At 73.3% G+C, this 20693-nt stretch carries 20 protein-coding genes and 1 riboswitch; of the genes, 6 read left to right on the plus strand and 14 right to left on the minus strand.

What is annotated here, in order from left to right:
- Nucleotides 1–97: 97 nt before the first annotated feature.
- The 6 genes from ACFXPX_RS12880 to hisC all read right to left on the minus strand — a co-directional run bounded on the left by ACFXPX_RS12880 (nucleotide 98) and on the right by hisC (nucleotide 6232).
- Nucleotides 98–520 (minus strand): hypothetical protein, encoded by a 423-nt coding sequence (locus ACFXPX_RS12880; protein ID WP_380641004.1) that lies wholly within the window; start codon nucleotides 518–520, stop codon nucleotides 98–100.
- A gap of 241 nt (nucleotides 521–761) precedes the next feature.
- Complete coding sequence (locus tag ACFXPX_RS12885) at nucleotides 762–1397, minus strand: hypothetical protein (RefSeq protein WP_380526159.1); 636 nt, start codon at nucleotides 1395–1397, stop codon at nucleotides 762–764.
- Nucleotides 1398–1410: 13 nt separating this feature from the next.
- The gene (locus ACFXPX_RS12890) at nucleotides 1411–2622 is read right to left on the minus strand and encodes an ABC transporter permease (protein ID WP_375891940.1); all 1212 of its coding nucleotides are present in this window, start codon (nucleotides 2620–2622) and stop codon (nucleotides 1411–1413) included.
- Entirely contained in the window at nucleotides 2619–3422 is an 804-nt protein-coding gene (locus ACFXPX_RS12895) for an ABC transporter ATP-binding protein (RefSeq protein ID WP_375891938.1), read from the minus strand. The genes ACFXPX_RS12890 and ACFXPX_RS12895 overlap by 4 nt, the downstream gene beginning before the upstream one ends.
- A 2-nt stretch (nucleotides 3423–3424) precedes the next feature.
- Entirely contained in the window at nucleotides 3425–4801 is a 1377-nt protein-coding gene (locus ACFXPX_RS12900) for an efflux RND transporter periplasmic adaptor subunit (RefSeq protein ID WP_380641006.1), read from the minus strand.
- 345 nt (nucleotides 4802–5146) lie between these two features.
- Nucleotides 5147–6232: a histidinol-phosphate transaminase gene (hisC, locus tag ACFXPX_RS12905; RefSeq protein ID WP_380526154.1), complete on the minus strand. Its 1086-nt coding sequence runs from the start codon at nucleotides 6230–6232 to the stop codon at nucleotides 5147–5149.
- Nucleotides 6233–6590: 358 nt separating this feature from the next.
- Between hisC and ACFXPX_RS12910 the strand changes: the two genes are divergently transcribed.
- The 3 genes from ACFXPX_RS12910 (at nucleotide 6591) to ACFXPX_RS12920 (ending at nucleotide 10432) form a co-directional block, all read left to right on the plus strand.
- Nucleotides 6591–7748, plus strand: coding sequence for a LacI family DNA-binding transcriptional regulator (locus ACFXPX_RS12910; RefSeq protein WP_360243017.1), 1158 nt, complete (start codon nucleotides 6591–6593; stop codon nucleotides 7746–7748).
- Nucleotides 7749–7919: 171 nt separating this feature from the next.
- Entirely contained in the window at nucleotides 7920–9215 is a 1296-nt protein-coding gene (locus ACFXPX_RS12915) for a metallophosphoesterase (RefSeq protein ID WP_380526151.1), read from the plus strand.
- A 284-nt stretch (nucleotides 9216–9499) separates the two neighbouring features.
- A complete protein-coding gene (locus tag ACFXPX_RS12920) occupies nucleotides 9500–10432 on the plus strand; it encodes a hypothetical protein (RefSeq protein ID WP_380592945.1) in 933 nt (310 codons plus the stop codon).
- Nucleotides 10433–10470: 38 nt separating this feature from the next.
- Here the strand turns inward: ACFXPX_RS12920 and ACFXPX_RS12925 are convergent, their stop codons facing one another.
- Nucleotides 10471–11373 (minus strand): LysR family transcriptional regulator, encoded by a 903-nt coding sequence (locus ACFXPX_RS12925; RefSeq protein ID WP_380592947.1) that lies wholly within the window; start codon nucleotides 11371–11373, stop codon nucleotides 10471–10473.
- Nucleotides 11374–11512: 139 nt separating this feature from the next.
- On the opposite strand from ACFXPX_RS12925, the gene ACFXPX_RS12930 reads away from it, so the two are divergent.
- Entirely contained in the window at nucleotides 11513–11899 is a 387-nt protein-coding gene (locus tag ACFXPX_RS12930) for a VOC family protein (RefSeq protein WP_375891928.1), read from the plus strand.
- A 158-nt stretch (nucleotides 11900–12057) separates the two neighbouring features.
- Here ACFXPX_RS12930 and ACFXPX_RS12935 read toward each other — a convergent pair whose 3' ends face one another.
- From ACFXPX_RS12935 to tenA, 5 genes are all read right to left on the minus strand, one after another.
- Nucleotides 12058–13317, minus strand: coding sequence for a DUF4241 domain-containing protein (locus ACFXPX_RS12935; RefSeq protein WP_380641008.1), 1260 nt, complete (start codon nucleotides 13315–13317; stop codon nucleotides 12058–12060).
- Between the two features lie 59 nt (nucleotides 13318–13376).
- Nucleotides 13377–13823 (minus strand): DUF5994 family protein, encoded by a 447-nt coding sequence (locus ACFXPX_RS12940; RefSeq protein ID WP_380592951.1) that lies wholly within the window; start codon nucleotides 13821–13823, stop codon nucleotides 13377–13379.
- Nucleotides 13824–13957: 134 nt separating this feature from the next.
- Nucleotides 13958–15772, minus strand: coding sequence for a phosphomethylpyrimidine synthase ThiC (gene thiC / locus ACFXPX_RS12945; protein WP_380592953.1), 1815 nt, complete (start codon nucleotides 15770–15772; stop codon nucleotides 13958–13960).
- A riboswitch (TPP riboswitch) is annotated at nucleotides 15767–15902 on the minus strand. (Overlaps the previous gene by 6 nt.)
- 156 nt (nucleotides 15903–16058) lie before the next feature.
- Complete coding sequence (locus ACFXPX_RS12950; RefSeq protein ID WP_375891922.1) at nucleotides 16059–16259, minus strand: DUF5326 family protein; 201 nt, start codon at nucleotides 16257–16259, stop codon at nucleotides 16059–16061.
- Nucleotides 16260–16440: 181 nt separating this feature from the next.
- Nucleotides 16441–17109 carry a thiaminase II gene (gene tenA, locus ACFXPX_RS12955; RefSeq protein WP_380526142.1) on the minus strand — a complete coding sequence of 223 codons (669 nt, stop codon included), beginning with the start codon at nucleotides 17107–17109 and terminating at the stop codon, nucleotides 16441–16443.
- 134 nt (nucleotides 17110–17243) lie between these two features.
- On the opposite strand from tenA, the gene ACFXPX_RS12960 reads away from it, so the two are divergent.
- On the plus strand, nucleotides 17244–17624 hold the full coding sequence (locus tag ACFXPX_RS12960) for a phage holin family protein (RefSeq protein WP_360242972.1): 381 nt from the start codon (nucleotides 17244–17246) through the stop codon (nucleotides 17622–17624).
- 151 nt (nucleotides 17625–17775) lie between these two features.
- Here the strand turns inward: ACFXPX_RS12960 and ACFXPX_RS12965 are convergent, their stop codons facing one another.
- On the minus strand, nucleotides 17776–18198 hold the full coding sequence (locus ACFXPX_RS12965) for an SsgA family sporulation/cell division regulator (protein WP_375891919.1): 423 nt from the start codon (nucleotides 18196–18198) through the stop codon (nucleotides 17776–17778).
- 114 nt (nucleotides 18199–18312) lie between these two features.
- Between ACFXPX_RS12965 and ACFXPX_RS12970 the strand changes: the two genes are divergently transcribed.
- The gene (locus ACFXPX_RS12970) at nucleotides 18313–18855 is read left to right on the plus strand and encodes an NUDIX domain-containing protein (RefSeq protein ID WP_375891918.1); all 543 of its coding nucleotides are present in this window, start codon (nucleotides 18313–18315) and stop codon (nucleotides 18853–18855) included.
- 46 nt (nucleotides 18856–18901) lie between these two features.
- On the opposite strand, the gene ACFXPX_RS12975 is transcribed toward ACFXPX_RS12970, so the two are convergent.
- Nucleotides 18902–20536, minus strand: a complete 1635-nt coding sequence (locus ACFXPX_RS12975; protein ID WP_380641010.1) for a globin domain-containing protein — start codon at nucleotides 20534–20536, stop codon at nucleotides 18902–18904.
- Between the last annotated feature and the right edge of the window lie 157 nt (nucleotides 20537–20693).

Here is a 20693-nt window from a genome sequence, read left to right on the forward strand (position 1 = left end):
GACCGCCTGCATCGGCGCTGCCCGCGCAGGAGACTGCCCGGCGTAGGACGTCGGCCGGGCCGACTTCCTGTGCCGCGGGGTGCTGCCGCGATCGGCGTCACGGCTTGGGGATCGCGGTGGTGACGGCCTTGGTGCGGGTGAGGAAGGCGATCGGCAGGACCGCCAGGGCGGACAGACCCTGGAGGACGGCGTACCAGGGCGGGCAGATCCCGGGGATGAGGTCCACGGCGATGACCGCGATCGGCATCACGGTGGCCACGGTCCGGATCCGGTCCAGCGCCTTGTAGTCGCCACCGGCGGCGCGGGCGGTGATCCGCAGCAGCACCGGGGCCAGGGCGGGGAAGATGACCCCGCGGATCCACATGAACGGGGTGCTCGCGTGCCCGGTGGACGCCATCACGACGACGACCGCGAGGGTGATCACGCCGATCGCACCGAAGAGCGTGAGGCACTTCTTCGCGAGCGAGAACGCCTCGTCGGTACGGGAGTTGGTGCGGGTCTCCGTCGCGGTGATCGCCATTGTTCTGTCCTCCGTGTCGTGGTGAGAACGAATCTACGGAGACGGCGGAGGACGGAACACCGGTCCAGCCCCACACCTGGGGTGGGTCCAGACCCACCCCGGATCGGTCGAGGGGCGAGCGGGACGTCGAGGCAGGTGAGCCCACCGTGCACCGGCGCTGCTCCTGCGATCCGGGCCCCGGGCAGCACTTCGCCCCGCTGGATGGCTCCAGCGGGGCGAAGTGGCGTCCGGCGGTACCGGGTCAGCCGCCGGACGGGCTCTTGGGGGCACCTCCGCCGAAGCCGCCTCCGCCTCCGGCACCGCCACCGCCGAATCCGCCCGCTCCGGCACCGGCGGCGCCCTCGACGAGCTGGGTGGCGTTGTAGCCGCCGCTGGAGTCCGGCGTGCCGACGACGGTCACGCTCTGGCCGGGCTGGAGGTCGGCGACCTTGCCCTGCTTGTTGAGCTGGACCTTGGTCGAGTCCCCCGTCGTCACCTTGATCGTGTTGCCGTTGGCGTCGGTCAGGTACACCGTCGAGCCGTCGACGGCCTTGACGGTGCCGCGCGCGAAGCCGCCCTGGCCACCGCCCTGGCCACCCTGACCGCCCTGACCGCCCCGGCGCCCGCCACCCTGACCCTGACCGCCCTGTCCGTACCCGCCCGCCGCCTGGCCGCCCGCCGCGGCGGCCCGAGCCGGCGCCTTGCCACCGGAGGAGGTCCCGCCCTGCCCCTGCTGGTACCAGACCCCGCCCGCGAACGCCCCGGTGGCGATCACGCCACCGGCCAGCACCAGCGACAGCCACGGCAGCTTCCGCCGCGGCGGCGCCGCCAGCTCCGCGCTCACGTCCCGCGCGTCGGGCGCGGTGGCCAGCAGGGCGACCTGTTCGTCGTGCTCCATCGAAGAAGTGCTCCTACTCGTGCCGGAGGGCGTCGATCGGCCGCAGCGAGGCGGCCCGGTTGGCGGGGTAGCTGCCGAAGAACAGTCCGATGGCGACGGCGATGCCGAAGGCGCCCACTACGGACTCGGGGATGACCACCGGCTTGATGCCGACGATGCTGAAGTGCGAGCCGACGATCCCCGCCGCCACGCCCAGCCCGGCCCCGATCACCGACAGCAGGGTCGATTCGGTCAGGAACTGCCCGAGGATGACGGCCCGGGGCGCGCCGAGCGCCTTGCGGATGCCGATCTCGCGCGTCCGCTCGGTGACCGTCACCAGCATGATGTTGGTGATCCCGATCCCGCCGACCAGCAGCGAGATCGCGGCCACCGCGCCGAGCAGCACGGTGAAGGTCTTGGTCGTGCTCTCCCGGGCCGTCAGCAGCGAGGCCTGGTTGGTGATCCGGAAGTCGGCCTTGGTCGGGTCGGTGATCGCGTGCGTCCCGAGCAGTACCCGGGTGATCTCCGACTGCGCGGCCGTGGTCGTGTCGGCGGACGACGCCTGGACCAGGATCTGGTTGACCGCTCCGAAGCCGGTGAAGGCGTTCTGCACGGTCGGCAGCGGCGCAATCACCACGTCGTCCGGGTCGGTGAACCCGCTGCCGCCCTTGGCGGCCAGCACGCCCACCACCGTGAACGGCGTCCCGCCGAGCACGATCTTCTTCCCGACCGGGTCCTCGGCGTCGAACAGCTGCTTGGCCGTCGTGGCGCCGAGCACCGCGACCTTGCGCGAGCCGAGCACGTCGTCCTCGGTGAAGTAGTCGCCGTGGGCGACCTTCTGGTTGGAGGTCTCGAAGTACGCGGGGTAGGTGCCCACGACCGAGCCGGGGCTGTACGAGATGTTCCCGTACAGCGCCGTCGCGCTCGTCGTGACCACCGGCGCGACGGACTTGATCGCCGACGAGTCGGTGTCGCTCGCCAGCGCCTTGGCGTCGGCGACCGTCAGCTTCTTCACCGAGGAGGTGGCCCGCGAGCCACCGGCCGCCGAACCGGCGCTGACGGTGAGGGAGTTGGTGCCGAGCGAGGTGATCGAGTCCTTCACCGCCTGGGAGGAGCCGTTGCCGACCGCCAGCAGCAGGATCACCGAGGCGACACCGATCAGCACGCCGAGCATGGTGAGCGCGGAGCGCACCTTGTTGGCGGCCAGGCCGCCGACCGCGAAGCGGAGCGTCTGCCAGAGGATCACGCCGACACCCCCTGTCGGCGCAGGGCGGGCGGGGGCCCGTCGACCGGCGCCTGCCGGACGTCGCTGACGATCTGCCCGTCGACCAGGCGCAGCACCCGCTTGGCGTGCAGGGCGACCTCGTCCTCGTGGGTGATCAGCACGACGGTGCGGCCGGTGGCGTTGAGCCCGTCGATCAGGCCCAGCACCTCCTCCGTCGAGCGGCTGTCCAGGTTGCCGGTCGGTTCGTCGGCGAGCAGCATCGCGGGCGCCGTGACCAGCGCCCGGGCCACCGCGACGCGCTGCTGCTGGCCGCCGGAGAGCTGGTTGGGCTTGTGCCCGGCCCGCTCGCCGAGGCCGACCAGGGACAGCGCGGCCATCGCCCGCCGCCGGCGCTCCGCCGACCGGACGCCCGCGTAGGCGAGCGGCAGCTCGACCTGGGCGAGGGCGGTGGTGCGCGGCACCAGGTTGAAGGACTGGAAGACGAAGCCGATCTTGCGGTTGCGGACCAGGGCGAGCTGCTGCTCGTCAAGGTGGCCGACGTCGGTGCCGTCCAGCAGGTAGCGGCCGGAGGTGGGGATGTCGAGGCAGCCGAGGATGTTCATCAGGGTGGACTTGCCGGAGCCCGAACTGCCCATCACGGCGACGTAGTCGCCCTGTTCGATGTCCAGGTCGACGCCGGCCGGTTCGTCCGTCCCGGGCCGGGACGGGCCGCGCAGGGCGTGCACGGTGGCGTCGCCGTGCCCGTACGACTTGGTGAGCCGGCTGATCCGGATCACCGGCACGGGTTGCGCGGGGACGCGTTTGTCGATGACGTGCTGCATGCTCAGCCCTTACCGCCGCGGCCGCCGCCACCGGCGCCACCGATACCGCCCGGGATGCCGACCGCGCCGCCGTTGCCGCCCCGGCCACCGCCGCCGCCACCGCCGCCCAGGCCCGGGAAGGAGCCGTTCGGGAAGCCGTTGGTGCCGCTGGTGGTGGGGAGTTGGACCTTGTCGCCCTCCTTGAGACCGGAGGTCACCTGCACGGTGCTGTCGCCCTCGACGCCCACGCCGACGTCGACCCGCTCGGTGGCCCCGCCCTCGTGCACCACCGTGGCGGTCCGCGAGGTGCCGGTGCCGGACAGCGCCGAGGTCGGCAGCGAGAGCGCGTTGTCCGCCTCGCCGGTGATCACCTGGACGGTCGCGCTGAGGCCGGTGCGCAGCGTGCTGGTGTCCCCGCTGAGCTGCAGGGTGGCCGCGTACTGGACGGCGGAGGAGCCGGCCGCGCCGCTGCCGCTGCTCGACGGCAGCGAACTGACGGACAGCACGGTCGCGTTGAGCTTGGTGTCGGACTGGGCGTTCAGCGTGACGGTGGCGGCCTCGCCCTTCTTCAACTTGAGCGAGTCCAGCTCGGAGAAGTTGGCGGTGACCTGCATCCCGGTCGGGTTGGTCAGCACGATGAAGCCGCTGGGCGATCCCGAACTCGCGCTGCTACCAGTGGACTTGGTGGCCGAGGAGGAGGACGCGCCGGAGGTCGTGGCGCCCACCGTGTCCCCGACCTTCGCCGAGACCGAGGCGACCGTGCCGTCCACCGAGGCGGTGAGCGTCGTCCCGGCAAGCGCCGCCTGGGCGTTGGTGAGGGTGGTCTGCGCGGTGGCGACCTGCTGCTGGGCCTGGGCGACGGCCGCGTCGTCGACCTTGGTGGTGGTGATGGTGGTGGTCTGCGGGGCGGGCGTACTGCTCCCGCCCGCCCCGCGACCCCCACCGGAGCCGCTGCCGCCGCTCGCCGGGGGTGTGGCCCCGGGCAGCGGCTCGGTGGTCGTGGTGGTGACGCCTGCCTGCGCCTTGGTGAGGTTGGCGTTCGCCGTGGTGAGCGCGGACTGGGCGGCGTCCACCTGCTGCTGGGCCGCCGTGGTGTCGACCGTCGCCAGCACCTGGCCCTTCTTGACGGCGTCGCCGACCGCGACCTTGACCGCGGTGAGCCGCCCGCCCGTGGCGAAGTCCTGGGCGGCGTCGGTCGGGGAGGCCAGGGTGCCGGTTCCGGACACCGTGGCCAGGACCGTTCCCTTGGTGACGGTCGCGGTACGGGCGACCGGCTTGGCGGCGGCCGTGCCGCCGCTGCCGTCGAGCGTGGCATACACCAGGGCCGCACCGCCCAGCAGGGCCACGCCGAGCGCGGAGTTGACGAGGACGGCACCGCGCCGCCGTGGGAGCACCTTCATGGCGGACAGCTTCGCCGGGCGCTCTTGCGCTGCCCTGGGCGGCGGCTGGGAGAAGACTGACCGGCCGGATCCGGACATCCCTCCCATATCCACCGGCCCGCGCGGGCGGCTTGGGCGGGGCGTGGGCGATCGTTGGCCGAACTCCCAGCGCTCTCCCAGCAATCCCCGGCCATCCGGGAGGGCTTCCTCAGACGGCCCTCAGACACGCCTTGCCCCCAGCCGGCCCCGCGCGCCCGCGCCGCGCCCCCGCCCCGCGTGCCCGCGCCCCGTGCCCCCGCGCCCCGGGACGCCGCAGGGGCGCACCCCGACCGGAGTGCGCCCCTGCGGGCGGGAAAGCGACCGGCCTCAGCCGTCGATCTCCTTGCGGAAGCCCTCCGCCACCGCCAGGAAGATCGAGTTGCCCTCGGTCTCGCCGATCGAGATCCGCACGCCCTCCGGGAACGGCCGGACCATCACCCCGGCCGCCGCGCAGGCCGCCGCGAAGTCCTGCGAGCGCTCGCCGAGCCCGAGCCAGACGAAGTTGGCCTGCGAGTCCGGGACGTCCCAGCCCTGGGCGCGCAGCCCGGCGACGACCCGGGTGCGCTCGGCGACCAGCGCCTCGACCCGCTCCAGCAGCGCCTCCTCGGCGCGCAGCGAGGCGACGGCGGCGTCCTGGGCGAGCTGGCTGACGCCGAACGGGACGGCGGTCTTGCGCAGCGCGTTCGCGACCGGCTCGTGGGCGATCGCGAAGCCGACCCGCAGGCCCGCCAGGCCGTACGCCTTGGAGAAGGTGCGCAGCACGCAGACGTTGGGGCGGTCGCGGTAGAGGTCGATGCCGTTGGGCACCTCGGCGTCGCGGATGAACTCGATGTACGCCTCGTCGACGACGACCAGGACGTCACCGGGGACGGCGTCCAGGAAGCGCTCCAGCTCGGCGCGGTGGATCACGTTGCCGGTGGGGTTGTTGGGGTTGCAGACGAAGACCAGCCGGGTGGCCGGGGTGACGGCGGCGAGCATCGCGTCCAGGTCGTGGTCGCCGTTGTCCTTGAGCGGGACCGGGACGGGCGTGGCGCCGGCGATCTGGGTGATGATCGGGTAGGCCTCGAAGGAGCGCCAGGCGAAGATCACCTCGTCGCCCGGGCCGGCGGTGGCGAGCACCAGCGACTGGGCGACGCCGACCGAGCCGGTGCCGAGGGCGATGTGCTCGGCGGGCACGCCGAAGCGCTCGGCGAGGACGGCGGTCAGCTCGCTGACACCCATGTCCGGGTAGCGGTTGAAGGAGCCGGCCGCCGCGACCGCCGCCTCCAGGACGCCGGGCAGCGGGTCGTTCGGGTTCTCGTTCGAGGACAGCTTGTAGGCGTCGGCGCCGGCCGGCTTGCCGGGCTTGTAGGTGGGGATGCCGTCCAGGCTCGGGCGCAGGCGCGGGCCCGGCGCTGAGGTACCACTGCTCACGGTCGTACTCCTTCGTCTTCTCTGCCGGTCCGCCCGCCCTCGCACGGCCGGGATCGCCGCCGTGCCGCGGTACCTGGCCACGTCCCCGGGAATCCCGGAACGCGCCCGGACCAACCCCGGTCGGGTGCCTTGCACGATACCGACCGCCCTCACCCGTAGGAGTGAGATGCCCGGACGGGTGACAGGCGCAGATCAGCCATTCTGCCCGGTTCCTTTGGCACATGTCAGAGGTAAGACGGCTGGATTCGGGAGGGGATCGAAGGGGTGCACCCCGGCTCACTCATGGAGAAACGTATCTCCAAAGGCTCCCGATGCGCCGGTCACAGACCCTTGTCAGGAGCCATACGATCGGTCCGCCATGACAGCAGCAGCCAACCAGAGCGGTCGGCGTCCCACCACCTCACGGCGTCTGGAGCGGGCCGGCATCCGGGATGTGGCAGCAGCCGCCGGAGTGTCGATCACCACCGTCTCCGATGCGCTGAACGGAAAGGGCCGCCTGCCCGACGAGACCCGCAGCCGGGTGCGCGAGGTCGCCGAGCGCCTCGGCTACCGCCCCTCGGCCGCAGCCCGCACCCTGCGCACCGGACGGTCCGGCCTGATCGGGCTGACCGTCACGACGTACGGCGAAGAACCCTTCACCTTCACCGAGTTCGCCTACTTCGCCGAGATGGCCCGGGCCGCCACCAGCGCCGCCCTCGGCCGCGGCTACGCGCTGGTCGTGCTGCCCGCCTCCTCCCGCCACGACGTCTGGGGCAACATCGCCCTGGACGGCACCGTGGTGATCGACCCGCCCGACCAGGACCCGCTGGTCAGCGAGCTGTACCGGTCCGGCGTGCCGGTGGTCAGCGACGGCAAGCCCGGCAACTGCCCGGTCACCGCCTGGGTCGACAACGACCACGAGGCCGCCGTGCTCGGCATCCTCGACCACCTCTCCGAGGCCGGCGCCCGCCGGATCGGCCTGCTCACCGGCACCAGCACCGACACCTACACCCGGCTCTCCACCGAGGCCTACCTCGGCTGGTGCGCCAAGGTCGGCCAGGAGCCGGTGTACGAGGCCTACCCCGCACACGACCCGGCGGCCGGCGCCGTCGCCGCCGACCGGCTGCTCGCCCGCCCGGACCGCCCGGACGCGGTGTACGGCCTGTTCGACCCCAACGGCACCGACCTGCTGGCCGCCGCCCGCCGGTACGGCCTGCGGGTCCCGGACGACCTGCTGCTGGTCACCTGCAGCGAGAGCGACGTCTACGCGGCCACCGAACCGCCGATCACCACCCTCTCGCTCAAACCGCGCAAGATCGGCACCACCGTGGTCAACCTCCTCATCGACGCCATCGAGGGGGTCGACTCCGGGACGGGCGTGGACATCGCCCGGCTCTTCCCGCCCCGCTTCCGCACCGCCGGCAACGGCCCGCCCCCCGGCACCCTGATGCCGACCGAACTGATCGTCCGCGCCTCCTCCCAGCGCCGCAGCCCGCGCACCACCGTCAGCCCGCCGCGCCCCCCGGGCGAGGTGTAGCGCAGCGGGCGGGAAGGCGGCGAACAGCCGCCGGTACGCCCACGAAAAACCCACGAGACCCTACCGAGCCGGGGCAAAACGGACCCTGCGGGACCGCCCGGCTGACGCTCCGGAGGATTGGATACCCACCAGGTGACGACGGCGGGAGAGTGGTCTTCCTATGATGGGCGAATGACACCCGAGGACCGCTTCCCCGGACCTGAGCACCCCCACTCAGGCCCCCGCCACCAGCCGGACCTCGACGTGCTGCCGTACGGCACCTACTACGAACCCGAACCCGCCCAGGGCTACCAGGACACCCCGTACGAAGCGGAGACCTACAGCGGCTACGGCGGCGCCCGCTACCTGGAACAGCACTGGCACGACGGCCAGGGGCAGGGGCAGGGGCACACCGTGCACGCCCAGGTCGGCTACGAAGGCGGTTACGAACCCCAGGAGCGCGGCGGCTACGGGCAGCAGGACCACACCGGCTACGAGCCCACCCTGCCCGACCAGCCCTCCCCGGCCCTCCAGCTCGCGGACCAGCTCGGCGACCAGCTGACCGACCAGCTCGGCGACCAGCTCACCGACCGCGACGACCCGCCGACCATCGAGCTCGGCCCGCCGCTGCCCGACCCCTCCGCGCCGACCTACCCGTACCCGGCCCCCGGCCCCGGCGAGCCCCCCGGCCCGGTCTACGTCGTCGGCGACGTGCACGGCTACCTTGAGGAGCTGCGCGCCGAACTCCACCACCAGGGCCTGATCGACGACGGCGGCCACTGGTCCGCCGGCCGCGCCCGGATCTGGTTCCTCGGCGACTTCACCGACCGCGGCCCGGACGGCATCGGCGTCATCGACCTGGTCATGCAGCTCGCCGCGGAGGCCGCCGCGGCCGGCGGCTACTGCCGCGCCCTGATGGGCAATCACGAACTGCTCTTCCTCGGTGCCGCCAAGTACGGCGACGAGCCCGTCCAGTCCACCGCCGGCACCGCCTCCTTCCTCGCCGCCTGGCGGCTCAACGGCGGCCAGCAGAACGACCTGGACCGGCTGGAGGCCCACCACATCAGCTGGCTCTCCCGGCTGCCCGCCATGGGCCTGGAGGACGGCCACCTGCTGCTGCATTCCGACACCACGGCGTACCTGGAGTACGGCGAGTCCATCCCGGACGTCAACGACGCGGTGCACAGCCTGCTCGCCGACGGCGGCGTGGACGAGTGGTGGGACTGCTTCCGCCGCTTCACCAAGCGCTTCGCCTTCCGCGGCGACGCCGGGCCGATGGCCGTCCACGAGCTGCTCGACACCTTCGGCGGCAGCCGGGTCGTGCACGGGCACAGCCCGATCCCGTACCTCACCGGCGCCGTGCACGCGGACGACGGGCAGCCGCCGCACATCCCGGGGCCGTACGTGTACGCGGACGACCTGGCGGTGGCGATGGACGGCGGGGTCACCATGGAGGGCCGGCTGCTGGTCGCGCGGCTGCCGATCTGACGACCTGTCGACCTGACGGCCTGACGGCCTGACAGTCATCGGCACCACTGGAACAGTTGTTCCCGGCGCTCGCGCCCCCACGCGCGCGCGGGCCGGGGCGCGAAATTCCGGAAACCGACTGTCAGCACGGGCGCACCCGCCCCTACCATGAGGCACACCACACCCGGCCGCCCGTCCGGCGGCCCGCCTCCGCGCCCGCCCCGGTGCCCTGAGGATGTCCCGCGTCCTCGATGCGGTCCCGCGTCCTCGCCGCCGGGCCGGGGGTCCGCATGAACGGGGTCCCCATGTCCAACCCCCCGCCGCTGCTAGCCGAGGACCGCCCGGAGTACGAGCGCCTCCTCGCCGAAGCCCTGCGCGACCGCACCGTCCTCACCGCCCTGCGCGCCCCCGGCGCGCTCGGCACCGACCAGCTCCGCGCCCTCGCCCTGCGCGACGCCGACGCCGTCAACACCGCCGCCGCCACCGAGTACGCCCACTACACCGCGCTGCGCGAGACCCTGCGGGCCACGCCCCCGCCGCCGGCCGACGTCGAACCGTACGCCCCCGGCCTGCTCAGCCAGCTGCGCTCCGCCGACGGCGGCGCCGGGCTGTTCCCCGTCCTCACCGTGCTCACCCCGATCCTCGCCTGGGCCGCCGCCCTCGTCCTGCTGCTGGTCGGCTACCTGATGCGCGCCGCCGGCTCCGGCCTCGCGCTCGCCCGCGCGATGGTCACCGCCGGCTGGGTGGCGCTCGCCGCCGGGGTCGCCGCCATGGCCGTCGGTGTCATAGGCCTGCTGCTCACCGCCCTACGGGACGGCGCCGCCGCCGTCCCGGCCGGCACCGACCCCGAGCTGGCCGCCGAACTCGGCGCCGCCCGCGCGGAGTGGCGCACCGCCCTGCGCGAACGCGGCCTGCTGCCCTACCTCCACGGCCACCTGCCCGCCGTCGCCGGCCGCCCGGCCCCCGGCTACACCAGCCCGGACTTCTCCAGCCCGGACTTCACCGGCCCCGACGCCGCCGGCCCCGACGCCACCGGCGCGGAACCCGCCCGCCCCGACTTCACCCGCCCCGACTTCACCAGCCCCGGCTACAGCCCGCCGGCCTTCACCAGCCCCGGCCCCGACGGCATCACTGACCCCCAGGGCCGCAGCCCCCGCCCGGCCGCCTTCACCCCGCCCGACTTCACCGGCCCGGGTTACACCCCGCCGGACTTCACCGGCCCGGACGAGGTCGGCTGACCACGCCCGGAAGCCCGTCGGCAGCCGCGCCGGGCGCCCTACCTCCCTGCCGCAGCGGCCATCTCGGCCACCTCGGCCGCCGCCCGGACGAACGCGCGCACGCGCTCGGTGGTGTTGCCCGGGAGCCAGACCGGGCCGCGTTCGATCGGCGGGGCGTCGTGGATGGGGACGTAGGCGAGGTCGGGGCGCGGGTAGTAGCGGCGGCAGTGCTCGCCGACCGGCAGGACGCCCCGGCCCAGGGCGACCAGGCTGAGCATCTCGGAGAAGGTGCTGCCCGACGGGCCCTTGGGCACGGCACGGCCGGACGGCGTGCGGTCGGGGGTGCGGTCCCGCTTGAAGCCGACCGAGGTGACCGCCGGGTACTGCACCACCGGGTGGTCCCCGAGGACTTCGAGCGACACCGAGGCCTCGGCGGCCAACGGGTGCCCGGCCGGCACCGCCAGGAGCCGCCGCTCGCTGAGCAGGACCGGACCGACGGCCATGCCGCCGAAGGGGTAGGAGGCCAGCAGGATGTCGATCGAGCCGTCCTCCAGGCTGGCCCGGGAGTTGGAGAGCTGCACCTCCCGCACGTCCACCCGGCACTCGGGGTGCCGCTCGCCGAACAGCGCCACCGCCCTGAACAGCACCGGCGCCGTCCACTCGCCCAGGAACGCGACCCTCAGCCCACCCGTCACCCCGCGCCCGGCGTCCACCGCCCGGCGCACCGCCTCCTCCATCGCGGCCACCACCGGGGCGAGGTCCGCGGCCAGTTGCCGTCCGACCGGGGTGAGCCGGACGGACCGGCTGGAGCGGTCGAACAACGGGACGCCGATCCGGCGTTCCAGCGCCTTGACCACCTGGCTGACCCGCCCGGTGCTGAGCCGCAGCCGCTCGGCGGTCCGCCCGAAGTGCAGCTCCTCGGTCAGGGCGAGGAAGACCTCGGTCTCCAGCCGTTCCAGCATGCCGCCCCACCCCTTCGACCCGGCATCGTTTAACCGGGCTCAACGATCGTACGGTGATCCGCCATTGATGACCGCCCCGGGCCGGAGGATCGTTGACCCCGTCACCGCACGAGAACCCACACCACCGGAGCCGATCACCATGCGCGTCGTCGCCCTCGACCACCTGGTCCTCAACGTCGCCGACATCGAGCGGTCGCTCGCCTTCTACACCGGCCTGCTCGGCCTGGCTCCCGTCCGGGTCGACGAATGGCGCGCCGGGAAGGTCTCCTTCCCCTCCGTCCGGGTCAGCGGCGAGACGATCATCGACCTCTTCCACCGCCCCCGCCACGAGTCCAACGTCGACCACATCTGCCTCACCGTCGAGCCCCTCGACTGGCAGGAGGTCGTCGACTCCGGCGTCTTCACCGTCCTCGACGGCCCCGGCCCCCGCTACGGCGCCCGCGGCACCGCCACCTCCCTCTACGTCCAGGACCCGGACGGCAACACCGTCGAACTCCGCTGGTACCCGCAGGACACCACCGGCTGAAAGAGCAGGGTGCCGCCCCGGACCCTCGGGGGAGGACCGGGTCGGCACCCGCAGTACGCCTCAGGACCGCTCGTCCGGACCGTTGGTCCCGGGCCGCTCGTCCGGGCGCTCGTCCGGCCGCTCGTCCGGGCGATCGTCCGGGCGCTCGTCCGGGCCGCTCAGACGATCTTCAGATGGGGCAGCCAGTCCACCTGGACGATGACGCACACCACGCCCCCGGACCCGTCGAGGCCCAGCCACACCGGGTGGGTGCCGTCGCTGTCGGTGGCGAACGCGAGCAGGTCCGCGCCCGACTCCTCGTCCACGGTGCGCAGGAAGAACCCGGAGCCGGAGTCGAGGTCCTCACCGGCCTCCTCGTCCCGGTCCACCAGGGCGCGCCGGAACCGCTTCTGGAGGACCGGCCAGGCCCCGGCGTCCGCGAAGCACCCCGTCGCGCCGTCCGTGCTGAACCCGTACGCCTCGCCGTCCCGCAGCAGCCTGAGGTCGTCCCCCTCCCCGAGGGCCATCGTCCAGGAGTCGACGGGTCCGTCGCCCACCCGCAGCCGGAGCGCTGGTGTCCCAGTGCGCTCGACCCAGGCACCCTCGAACTCGCAGTGGTACCCGAACCCGATCGTCGCCACCTCCGTCGGGTAGCTGCCGGGCAGCACCTCGACCGTGATGTCCGGCCGCCCGGTGTCGAGCGGATCGGCCACCGCCAGCCGGCCGCTGGGGACCCGCAGGCGTGGGCCGGCCTTCGGCTCCAGCACCACCATGTTCTCCCGGTGATCGCTGGTGGTGAGCCGGGTGCCGGGCACGAACAGGGCGGGGAGGTCCCCCGGCCCGCCCGGGCGCGGCGGGAGCCACGGCTCCGCCGCGGCTGCGGACACCGGCTCCGTGAGCGGCGCCGCGGTGGGCCGGACCGTGCCGTCGAGCCCCCACCGGTCGGCCGAGAGGAGCGGCCAGTCGTCGAAGTCCGGCCGCCGGAGCCAACGTTCCTCCTCGGAGGCACTCGGCACGGTCACCGTCCTGGGCCCGGCGTCCCCTCGGGGCCGGTGCGACACCCGGCCCCGTCCGCCCGGGAACAGCTCGACCGCCATCCGGTCGGCGACCCGGTCGAACTCCGGTGCCTCCGGGCCCGAGTAGCCCCAGCGCTCGTGGTACCTCCGCAGCAGCCGGCCCTCCTCCAGCAGCCGCAGCTCCAGGTGCTCCACCCGTCGCCCGTGCTCGTCGTACACCCACACACCCGCGTAGTGGTCCCGCCACGACACCAGGCGCACTTCGAGCGGCACCGAACGCCCCGCGCTCCGGTACACCACGACGTACGGCAGGCCCGCCGCGTCCCGGGCCCGCGCCTCCTGCGGCCGCAACGCGCCCACCGCGGCACCCGCCGCGAAGTCCCACCCCTCGGCATGGCCCAACTCGACCACCGGACCGCTCACCCGCACGCCTCCTCGCTCATCGGTCCGAGCAAGGTACCGGAGCCCGCCGACAGCCCGGTTCAGTGCAGCAGTTCCGCGGCCGGGGTGTGGTTCCCGGTCGCCGAGGCGCCGGCCATCGCGGCGGCCGCCGTCGCCGGGGCGGTGCCGGGCGGCACCACCAGCAGCAGGAAGTGGTCCTGGAAGCCCCGGGTGATGCTGATCGTCGCATCGCTGCCGGGGAACCAGTTGATCTTGACGGTCAGGCCGTTCGCCGCGACCGACCTGGGCACGCCGTCCCAGGCCGAGGTGTCGAGGCCGACCCGGACGATCCGTCCGAAGTGGGCGCCGAGTGCGGTGATCAGGTCCGGCAGTTCGGCGAGGACACGGTCCGAACGGGGCCACCAGGCCCCGTCGAAGACGCCGTCCCGCGTCATCGTCGGCTCCAGTTCCAGCCGCGGGAGCAACGGGACGCCCGGGACCGGCCACGGCCCGGAGGCGAACGAGCTGGGGAGAGGAATCGGCATCATACGGAGCCGCCCGTCCGGTCCACGCGGGACCCATCACCACCCAGGGCGACGTCGGCGCTGCTGCCGGTGTTCGGAATGTCCTCGGTTACCCCCACGCTACTCCGCCGCAGCCTCCCCCGGCGCCGGTCAGCGCGTCAGTCGACCAGGGGGAGGTAGACCTTGTTGCCCTGGGCGGCGAACTCGGCGGACTTCTCGGCCATGCCGGCCAACGCCTCGGCGTCGAAGTCCGTCGTGACGGCGGTGGAGCCGTCCCCGTGCTCGTCGCGGATCTTCTGGGAGATCTTCATCGAGCAGAACTTCGGGCCGCACATGGAGCAGAAGTGCGCGGTCTTGGCCGGCTCGGCGGGGAGGGTCTCGTCGTGGAAGTCGCGGGCGGTCTCCGGGTCGAGGGCCAGGTTGAACTGGTCCTCCCAGCGGAACTCGAAGCGGGCGTCGGAGAGGGCGTCGTCCCAGGCCTGGGCGCCGGGGTGGCCCTTGGCGAGGTCGGCGGCGTGGGCGGCGATCTTGTAGGTGATCACGCCGGTCTTGACGTCGTCCCGGTTGGGCAGGCCCAGGTGCTCCTTGGGCGTGACGTAGCAGAGCATCGCGGTGCCCCACCAGGCGATCATCGCGGCGCCGATGCCCGAGGTGATGTGGTCGTAGCCGGGGGCGACGTCGGTGGTGAGGGGGCCGAGGGTGTAGAACGGCGCCTCGTCGCAGATCTCCTTCTGGAGATCCATGTTCTCCTTGATCTTGTTCATCGGGACGTGGCCCGGGCCCTCGATCATCACCTGGACGTCGCGCTCGCGGGCGATCCGGCCGAGCTCGCCGAGGGTCTGCAGTTCGGCGAACTGGGCCTCGTCGTTGGCGTCGGCGATGGAGCCGGGCCGCAGGCCGTCACCGAGCGAGAAGGTGACGTCGTAGGCGGCCAGGATGTCGCAGAGTTCCTCGAAGTTGCTGTAGAGGAAGTTCTCCTGGTGGTGCGCCAGGCACCAGGCCGCCATGATCGAGCCGCCGCGGGAGACGATGCCGGTCTTGCGGCGCGCGGTGAGCGGGACGTACCGCAGCAGCACGCCCGCGTGGACGGTCATGTAGTCGACGCCCTGCTCGCACTGCTCGATGACGGTGTCGCGGTAGACCTCCCAGCTGAGCTCCTCGGCCCTGCCGTCGACCTTCTCCAGCGCCTGGTAGAGCGGCACGGTGCCGATCGGCACGGGGGAGTTGCGCAGGATCCACTCGCGGGTGGTGTGGATGTTGCGGCCGGTGGAGAGGTCCATGACGGTGTCGGCGCCCCAGCGGGTGGCCCAGGTCATCTTCTCCACCTCCTCCTCGATCGAGGAGGTGACGGCGGAGTTGCCGATGTTGGCGTTGATCTTCACCAGGAAGTTGGTGCCGATGACGGCCGGCTCCACCTCGGGGTGGTTCACGTTCACCGGGATGACGGCGCGGCCGCGGGCCACCTCGTCCCGCACGAACTCCGGCTCCAGGCCCTCGCGCAGCGCCACGAACTCCATCTCCGGCGTCACCACGCCCCGCTTGGCGTAGGCGAGTTGGGTGACGGCGACGCCGCCGCGGCCACGCAGCGGGCGGCGCGGGCGGCCGGGGAAGACCGCGTCCAGGTTGCGCAGGTTCCCGCCGCGCGGGGAGGTGTGCTTGATCCCGTCGTCCTCGGGGCGCGCCTCGCGGCCGTCGTACTCCTCGACGTCGCCGCGCTGGCGGATCCAGGCGTCGCGCAGGGCGGGCAGCCCGCGCCGCACGTCGGGCTCGTACGCCGGGTCGGTGTACGGGCCGGAGGTGTCGTACAGCGGCACGGTCCGGCCGTTGGTGAGCTGCACCTCGCGGTACGGGGCCCGCAGGTCGGGGCGGGATCCGTCGCGGTAGGCCTTGCGCCAGGCCGGGGTGGGGTAGCCGGTGCGCTCGCTGCTGGGCGTGCTGCGGGCAGGCTGCGGCTGTGCTTCGAACGTGGTCATCTGACCTTCACTCCCTACGCCGGCATTACCCGGTCCAGGTTCCTGCGGTCGACGCAGCCGTCGGTCCGTCCGTCGACGGTCCGGTCAGCGTCCTCTCAGCCCGGTGCTCCGAGCTCCCGCGTCGCAGGCGGTGTTGCCTGCACATGACGCCAACACGGTAGCGAGCCGATCGCCGCAGGTCCAGACGGTCCCCGAAACGGATCCGCGGGGGGAACGGCCGAGGCCCGGCCCCCGCGAACGGGGTGCCGGGCCTCCGGAGGTGCTCCGCGCGGTGCGCGGAGCGGGGTCAGTTCTTGGCGGCCTTCTTGACCAGGATCACCACGGCGGCGGCGATGCCGACGACCACCAGCAGCTTGATCACGATGCTCAGCAGGGCGCCGACCACGCCGAACACGAAGGCGATGACGTTCCAGGCCAGCACCAGGACCAGCACCGGGATGACGATGTTGCGCACCCAGGAGGGCAGCGACTTCCAGAGCTCAGCCATGTCGGTTCCTCTTCTCCCCTCGGGTCGGCCGCCGTCCGGTAACCGCATCCCGCTTGCTTTCGATGCTTCGAGCTTACGGCGGCGGAAGCGGCGGAACGAGGGCCTTCGGCCCGGAGAGAACCCCTAGATCACCCCGATCCCACCCCCCGGGGGGACCCCCGAGAAACGGCGGGGGAACGGGTCAGACCGGCCAGCGCTCGCCGCGCCAGGCGGCGTCCCAGAACATCCACTCGTAGCGCGAGGTGGTCGTGAAGTGCTCGACCACCCGGCGGCGTTCGGCCGCCGAGAGCTCCTCGCCGAGCCGGTCGGTGAGCGCCAGCACCCGGCGGACCACGGACTGGAAGGCCTCGTCGCCGTAGGTGGCGATCCACTTGGCGTACAGCGGGTCGGGGGAGCCCTGGGCGAGCAGTGCCTCGCCGACCCGGGCGTAGATCCAGTAGCAGGGCAGCACCGCGCCGAGCGCCTCGGCGAAGGACCCGCCGTACACGGTGGCCAGCAGGTAGCTGGTGTAGGCGCGGGTGGTCGGCAGCACCGGTTCGGCGGCGGCCTCCTCGGCGGTGCCGCCGAAGGCGGTCAGGAACTCGGCGTGCATGCCCTGCTCGGCGGCGAGCGCGCCGACCGCGTCGTCGGCGAAGGCCCGCACGTCGGCCTCGCCGGGGGCCTTGGCGGCGCAGACGGCGAGGGCGCGGGCGTAGTCGCGCAGGTAGTGCGAGTCCTGGACGACGAAGTGGCGGAAGGCCTCGCGCGGCAGGGTGCCGTCGGTGAGGCCGCCGATGAAGGGGTGGGCGAGGATCTCGGCGTAGATCGGCTCGATCGACGCCCAGAGCTCTTCGCTGAGGCTACGGGTCATGCCCACGACCCTACGACGGCCCCGCCCCCGCCCTTCGGCTCCGTCGCGTCCGCCTCCGGGACCAGGGGCGTTCGGCACCAACTCGTCCGGTGGGAGCTTCCCCCGGAGCGGGCCGCCTGTCAGGCTTGGGCGGCATGAAGGGTTTCGTCATCAAGACACTGATCAACGCGGCGGCCATCTGGGTCGCCGCCTGGATCGTCAGCGGCATCCAACTCGCCGAGGGCAAGGCCGACTGGCAGCACAAGACGCTGACGGTGCTCGGCGTCGCCGTCGTCTTCGGCCTCATCAACTGGCTGATCAAGCCGGTCGTGAAGCTGTTCTCGTTCCCGTTGTTCATCCTCACGCTGGGCCTGATCACCTTCGTGATCAACGCCCTGATGCTGCTGCTCACCTCGTGGGCCTCCACCAAGCTGGAGTTGGACTTCCACGTGTCCACCTTCGGCTCCGCGCTGGTCGGTTCACTGATCATCAGCCTGGTCTCCTGGGGTCTGCACCTGGCCCTGGACGACGACTGATCCGTCGTGCGCGGTGTCGCACGCGGCCGTGGAAGGGGCCCGTGCCCGGGTGGGTGGTCCACCGGGTACGGGCCCCTTCGTCGTCCCCGGGGGTCCCCGGCCGTCGTCCCCGGGGCGCACCGAGCACCCGGCGCGCCCCGGCACGACCCGCTCACCCCGCGTCGCACCCCCGCAGGATGTCCGCGAGCTCGGCGTCCAGCTCCTTCCCGATGGACTCCCCGCCCACCGGCACCAGCCGGTCCGCCCGGGCCAGGAAGGCGGTCAGCGGCGCCGCCGGGGCGTGCAGCACGGCGTGCCCGTTGGGGGAGCACAGCGCGATGCGGACCTCGGCGGGCTCCCCGCCGAGCGGCCGGACGCGCACGTCGCCCTCGCCGGACGGGCCGCCGAGGCCGTCCAGCAGCAGCTCGCGCGCGAACACCCAGGTGACCGGGGCGTCACCGGGCAGGTGGAAGGTGAACCGGACCGCGTAGGGATCGCCCGCCTCGTACGCGAGGTCCACCACGGTGCGGAAGGACAGCTCGGGCGAGACCACGAGGTTCATCGCCAGGTGCCCCTGGACAGTGCTGTGCTGCATGGCGCCGGTACCTCTCTTCTGCTCTTCTGCCGGTGTTTCGACCCTTTCCCGGGGTTTCGACCGTTTCCCTCCGCGGGGAGACTCACGCACAACGCTCCAGCCCCGGAGGTCACCATGGGCCCCGACAACCGAACCCCGCCGCCGCGCCCGGTGGTCAAACGGACCGCGCGGGCGATCCTGCTGGAGCTGGACCCGGACGATCCGCACGGTCCGGCCTCGATCGTGCTGATCCGGCGGGTCCGGCCCGGGGCGCCGCACCCGTACTGGATCACCCCGGGCGGCGGCGTCGAGCGCGAGGACCGCACCGTGGTCGAGGCGCTGCACCGCGAGGTGGACGAGGAACTGGGCGGCAAGGTCGTGGACGTGGTGCCCGCCTTCGTCGACACCATCAGCCACACCCACCACGACGACGGCACCCCGCTGCACCCGCACGGGGTCAAGGTGCAGCACTTCTTCGTCTGCCGGCTGGCCTCGATGGACCTCAGCCGACGGCACGGGCCCGAGGTGACGGACCCGAACGGCGAGTACGAGGTGGTCCGGCTGCCGTTCACCCGCGAGGGCGTGACCTCGGTGAACGTCGTCCCGCCCCGGCTCCGGGCGTACCTCGCGGCCAACATCGAGGGCATCCGCGCGCTCCTCGCACCCGACCTCGGCTGAGCCCCGGGGCCGGTCGCCGGGGCTGGTCCCCGACACCGGCCCGGCGCTACCCGGCCGCCAGTTCGCCGACCAGGTCGTGCCGGATCCGCTCGGCCGGCAGCCCCGCCCGAAGCAGCACCCCGACCCCGCGCCGGACCATCGCGGGCGGGCCGCTGAGCACCGCCTCCCGACCGTCCCACGGGCCGAACCGGCCCACCACCTCGGGAAGTTCACCGGTCAGCGCACCCCCGGCCGGGCCGGTGCCGGACAGCACCGGCCGCACCGTCAGCCAGGGCAGCCGCCCGGCCAGCTCGCGCAGCCCGTCCAGGTCGTACAACTCGGCGGCGCTGCGGGCCCCGTAGAACACCTCGACGCTGCGGCCGGAGGCGCCGTGCTCGGCCGCCTCCTCGACCAGGGCGCGGATCGGCGCGATGCCGGTGCCGCCGCCGAGGCAGAGCAGATCGGGACCGGAGGCGTGGTCGACGGTCATCCCGCCGGCTGCCGGGCCCAGCCGCAGCACGTCCCCGGGGGCGGCCCGGCGCACCAGCGCGTTGCTCACCCAGCCCGCCTGGACGGCCTTGACGTGGAAGACCAGCAGCCCGTCCGGGCGGGGGGCGGAGGCGAAGGAGTAGTGCCGCCAGACCCGCGGCCACCAGGGCGTCTCCAGGCTGCAGTACTGGCCGGCCCGGAACGGGTACGCCTGGTCGGGGCGGACGGTGAGCACCGCGACGTCCCGGGTGCGCTGCTCGTGCCGCACCACCTCGCCCTGCCACCACGGCGGCGAGGTGCGGGCGGCCTCCTCGGCGGCCTCGATCATGATCGTGGAGATCAGCCGGTAGGCGCGGCGCCAGGCCAGTTCCGTCGCCGCGTCCCAGCGGCCGCCCGCGTACCGGGCCAGCGCCTGCACCAGGCACTCCCCCACCGGGGCGTAGTGGCCGGTCAGGGTGCCGTAACGGCGGTGGCCGCGGCCCAGTTCGCTCAGCCGGGTGCGCAGCGCGACCGGGTCCTCGGCGCCGCGGGCGGCGGCCAGCAGGGCGCGGAACAGCCGGTCGCGCTGGACGTCCATGGCGGCGGGGAAGAGCGGGCGGACCTCGGGGTGCTGCAGGAAGAGCAGGGCGTAGAAGTGCGCGGTGGCCCGGTCGGCGACCGGTTCGACGAGCGCGAGGCTGTCCCGGATCAGTGCGATGTCCTGGGCGGTGAGCGGGAGTTCGGTCGGGTCGACACCGACACCGACACCGACACCGACGGCGGGGGCGGGCGCGGCGGCGGTCGGGGCCTGCGACTGGGGCTGGGGCTGGAGCTGGGACGGAGGCTGGTGCTGGACCGCCCAGGCGTCGCTCCAACTGTCGCCCGGCCCAGCCCAGTTGAGGCTGGGAGCGTCGACGAACAGGGACTGGAAGGCGGGGGCGGTCCCGGTGGTCGACGACGTCTCCGGGTAGCTCGGCGCGGGGACGATCGGCGGCTCGGTGGGCGGCGGCGGCACGACCGGCCCGGTCCGCACCGGGGCCGCCACCGACGCGGACTCCGCCACAGCGACCGGCTCCACCAGCGGCACGGGCTCCGCCACCGGCGCGGGCGGCAGGTCGGGCGGGTCCAGCGGCATCGGCGGCCGCGCGGGCTCCGCCTCCGGCAGGCCCGGGACGGAGGCGGCCCCCGCCGAGCCGTGCCCGGTGCGGATCAGAAGTGTTCTGCGGGACTTCACCGCTACGTTTCGAGTAACCAAGAGAATCGTTTCGCCTCCGGCCGGCCTGCGCCACCACCTGGCTTGTCTCTGCTGACGCCTAGGCAGCGTGGCACGCCCGAACTGCTCATCCGACAAATCGCGGGAAGCCCGGACACCCGGCCGGGGAACGCGCTAC

The sequence above is a fragment of the Kitasatospora sp. NPDC059146 genome, assembly GCF_042786665.1.
Lineage (GTDB): Bacteria > Actinomycetota > Actinomycetes > Streptomycetales > Streptomycetaceae > Kitasatospora.

Excerpts from the sequence above, each read along its gene's own strand:
- ACFXPX_RS12965 (WP_375891919.1), bottom strand. The coding sequence starts at position 18,198 with ATGCAGCACAGCACTGTCCAGGGGCACCTGGCGATGAACCTCGTGGTC.
- ACFXPX_RS12920 (WP_380592945.1), top strand. The coding sequence starts at position 9,500 with ATGTCCAACCCCCCGCCGCTGCTAGCCGAGGACCGCCCGGAGTACGAG.
- ACFXPX_RS12910 (WP_360243017.1), top strand. The coding sequence starts at position 6,591 with ATGACAGCAGCAGCCAACCAGAGCGGTCGGCGTCCCACCACCTCACGG.
- ACFXPX_RS12950 (WP_375891922.1), bottom strand. The coding sequence starts at position 16,259 with ATGGCTGAGCTCTGGAAGTCGCTGCCCTCCTGGGTGCGCAACATCGTC.
- ACFXPX_RS12925 (WP_380592947.1), bottom strand. The coding sequence starts at position 11,373 with ATGCTGGAACGGCTGGAGACCGAGGTCTTCCTCGCCCTGACCGAGGAG.
- ACFXPX_RS12895 (WP_375891938.1), bottom strand. The coding sequence starts at position 3,422 with ATGCAGCACGTCATCGACAAACGCGTCCCCGCGCAACCCGTGCCGGTG.
- ACFXPX_RS12885 (WP_380526159.1), bottom strand. The coding sequence starts at position 1,397 with ATGGAGCACGACGAACAGGTCGCCCTGCTGGCCACCGCGCCCGACGCG.
- ACFXPX_RS12970 (WP_375891918.1), top strand. The coding sequence starts at position 18,313 with ATGGGCCCCGACAACCGAACCCCGCCGCCGCGCCCGGTGGTCAAACGG.
- ACFXPX_RS12960 (WP_360242972.1), top strand. The coding sequence starts at position 17,244 with ATGAAGGGTTTCGTCATCAAGACACTGATCAACGCGGCGGCCATCTGG.
- ACFXPX_RS12930 (WP_375891928.1), top strand. The coding sequence starts at position 11,513 with ATGCGCGTCGTCGCCCTCGACCACCTGGTCCTCAACGTCGCCGACATC.
- ACFXPX_RS12940 (WP_380592951.1), bottom strand. The coding sequence starts at position 13,823 with ATGATGCCGATTCCTCTCCCCAGCTCGTTCGCCTCCGGGCCGTGGCCG.
- tenA (WP_380526142.1), bottom strand. The coding sequence starts at position 17,109 with ATGACCCGTAGCCTCAGCGAAGAGCTCTGGGCGTCGATCGAGCCGATC.
- ACFXPX_RS12900 (WP_380641006.1), bottom strand. The coding sequence starts at position 4,801 with ATGAAGGTGCTCCCACGGCGGCGCGGTGCCGTCCTCGTCAACTCCGCG.
- ACFXPX_RS12880 (WP_380641004.1), bottom strand. The coding sequence starts at position 520 with ATGGCGATCACCGCGACGGAGACCCGCACCAACTCCCGTACCGACGAG.
- ACFXPX_RS12915 (WP_380526151.1), top strand. The coding sequence starts at position 7,920 with ATGACACCCGAGGACCGCTTCCCCGGACCTGAGCACCCCCACTCAGGC.
- thiC (WP_380592953.1), bottom strand. The coding sequence starts at position 15,772 with ATGACCACGTTCGAAGCACAGCCGCAGCCTGCCCGCAGCACGCCCAGC.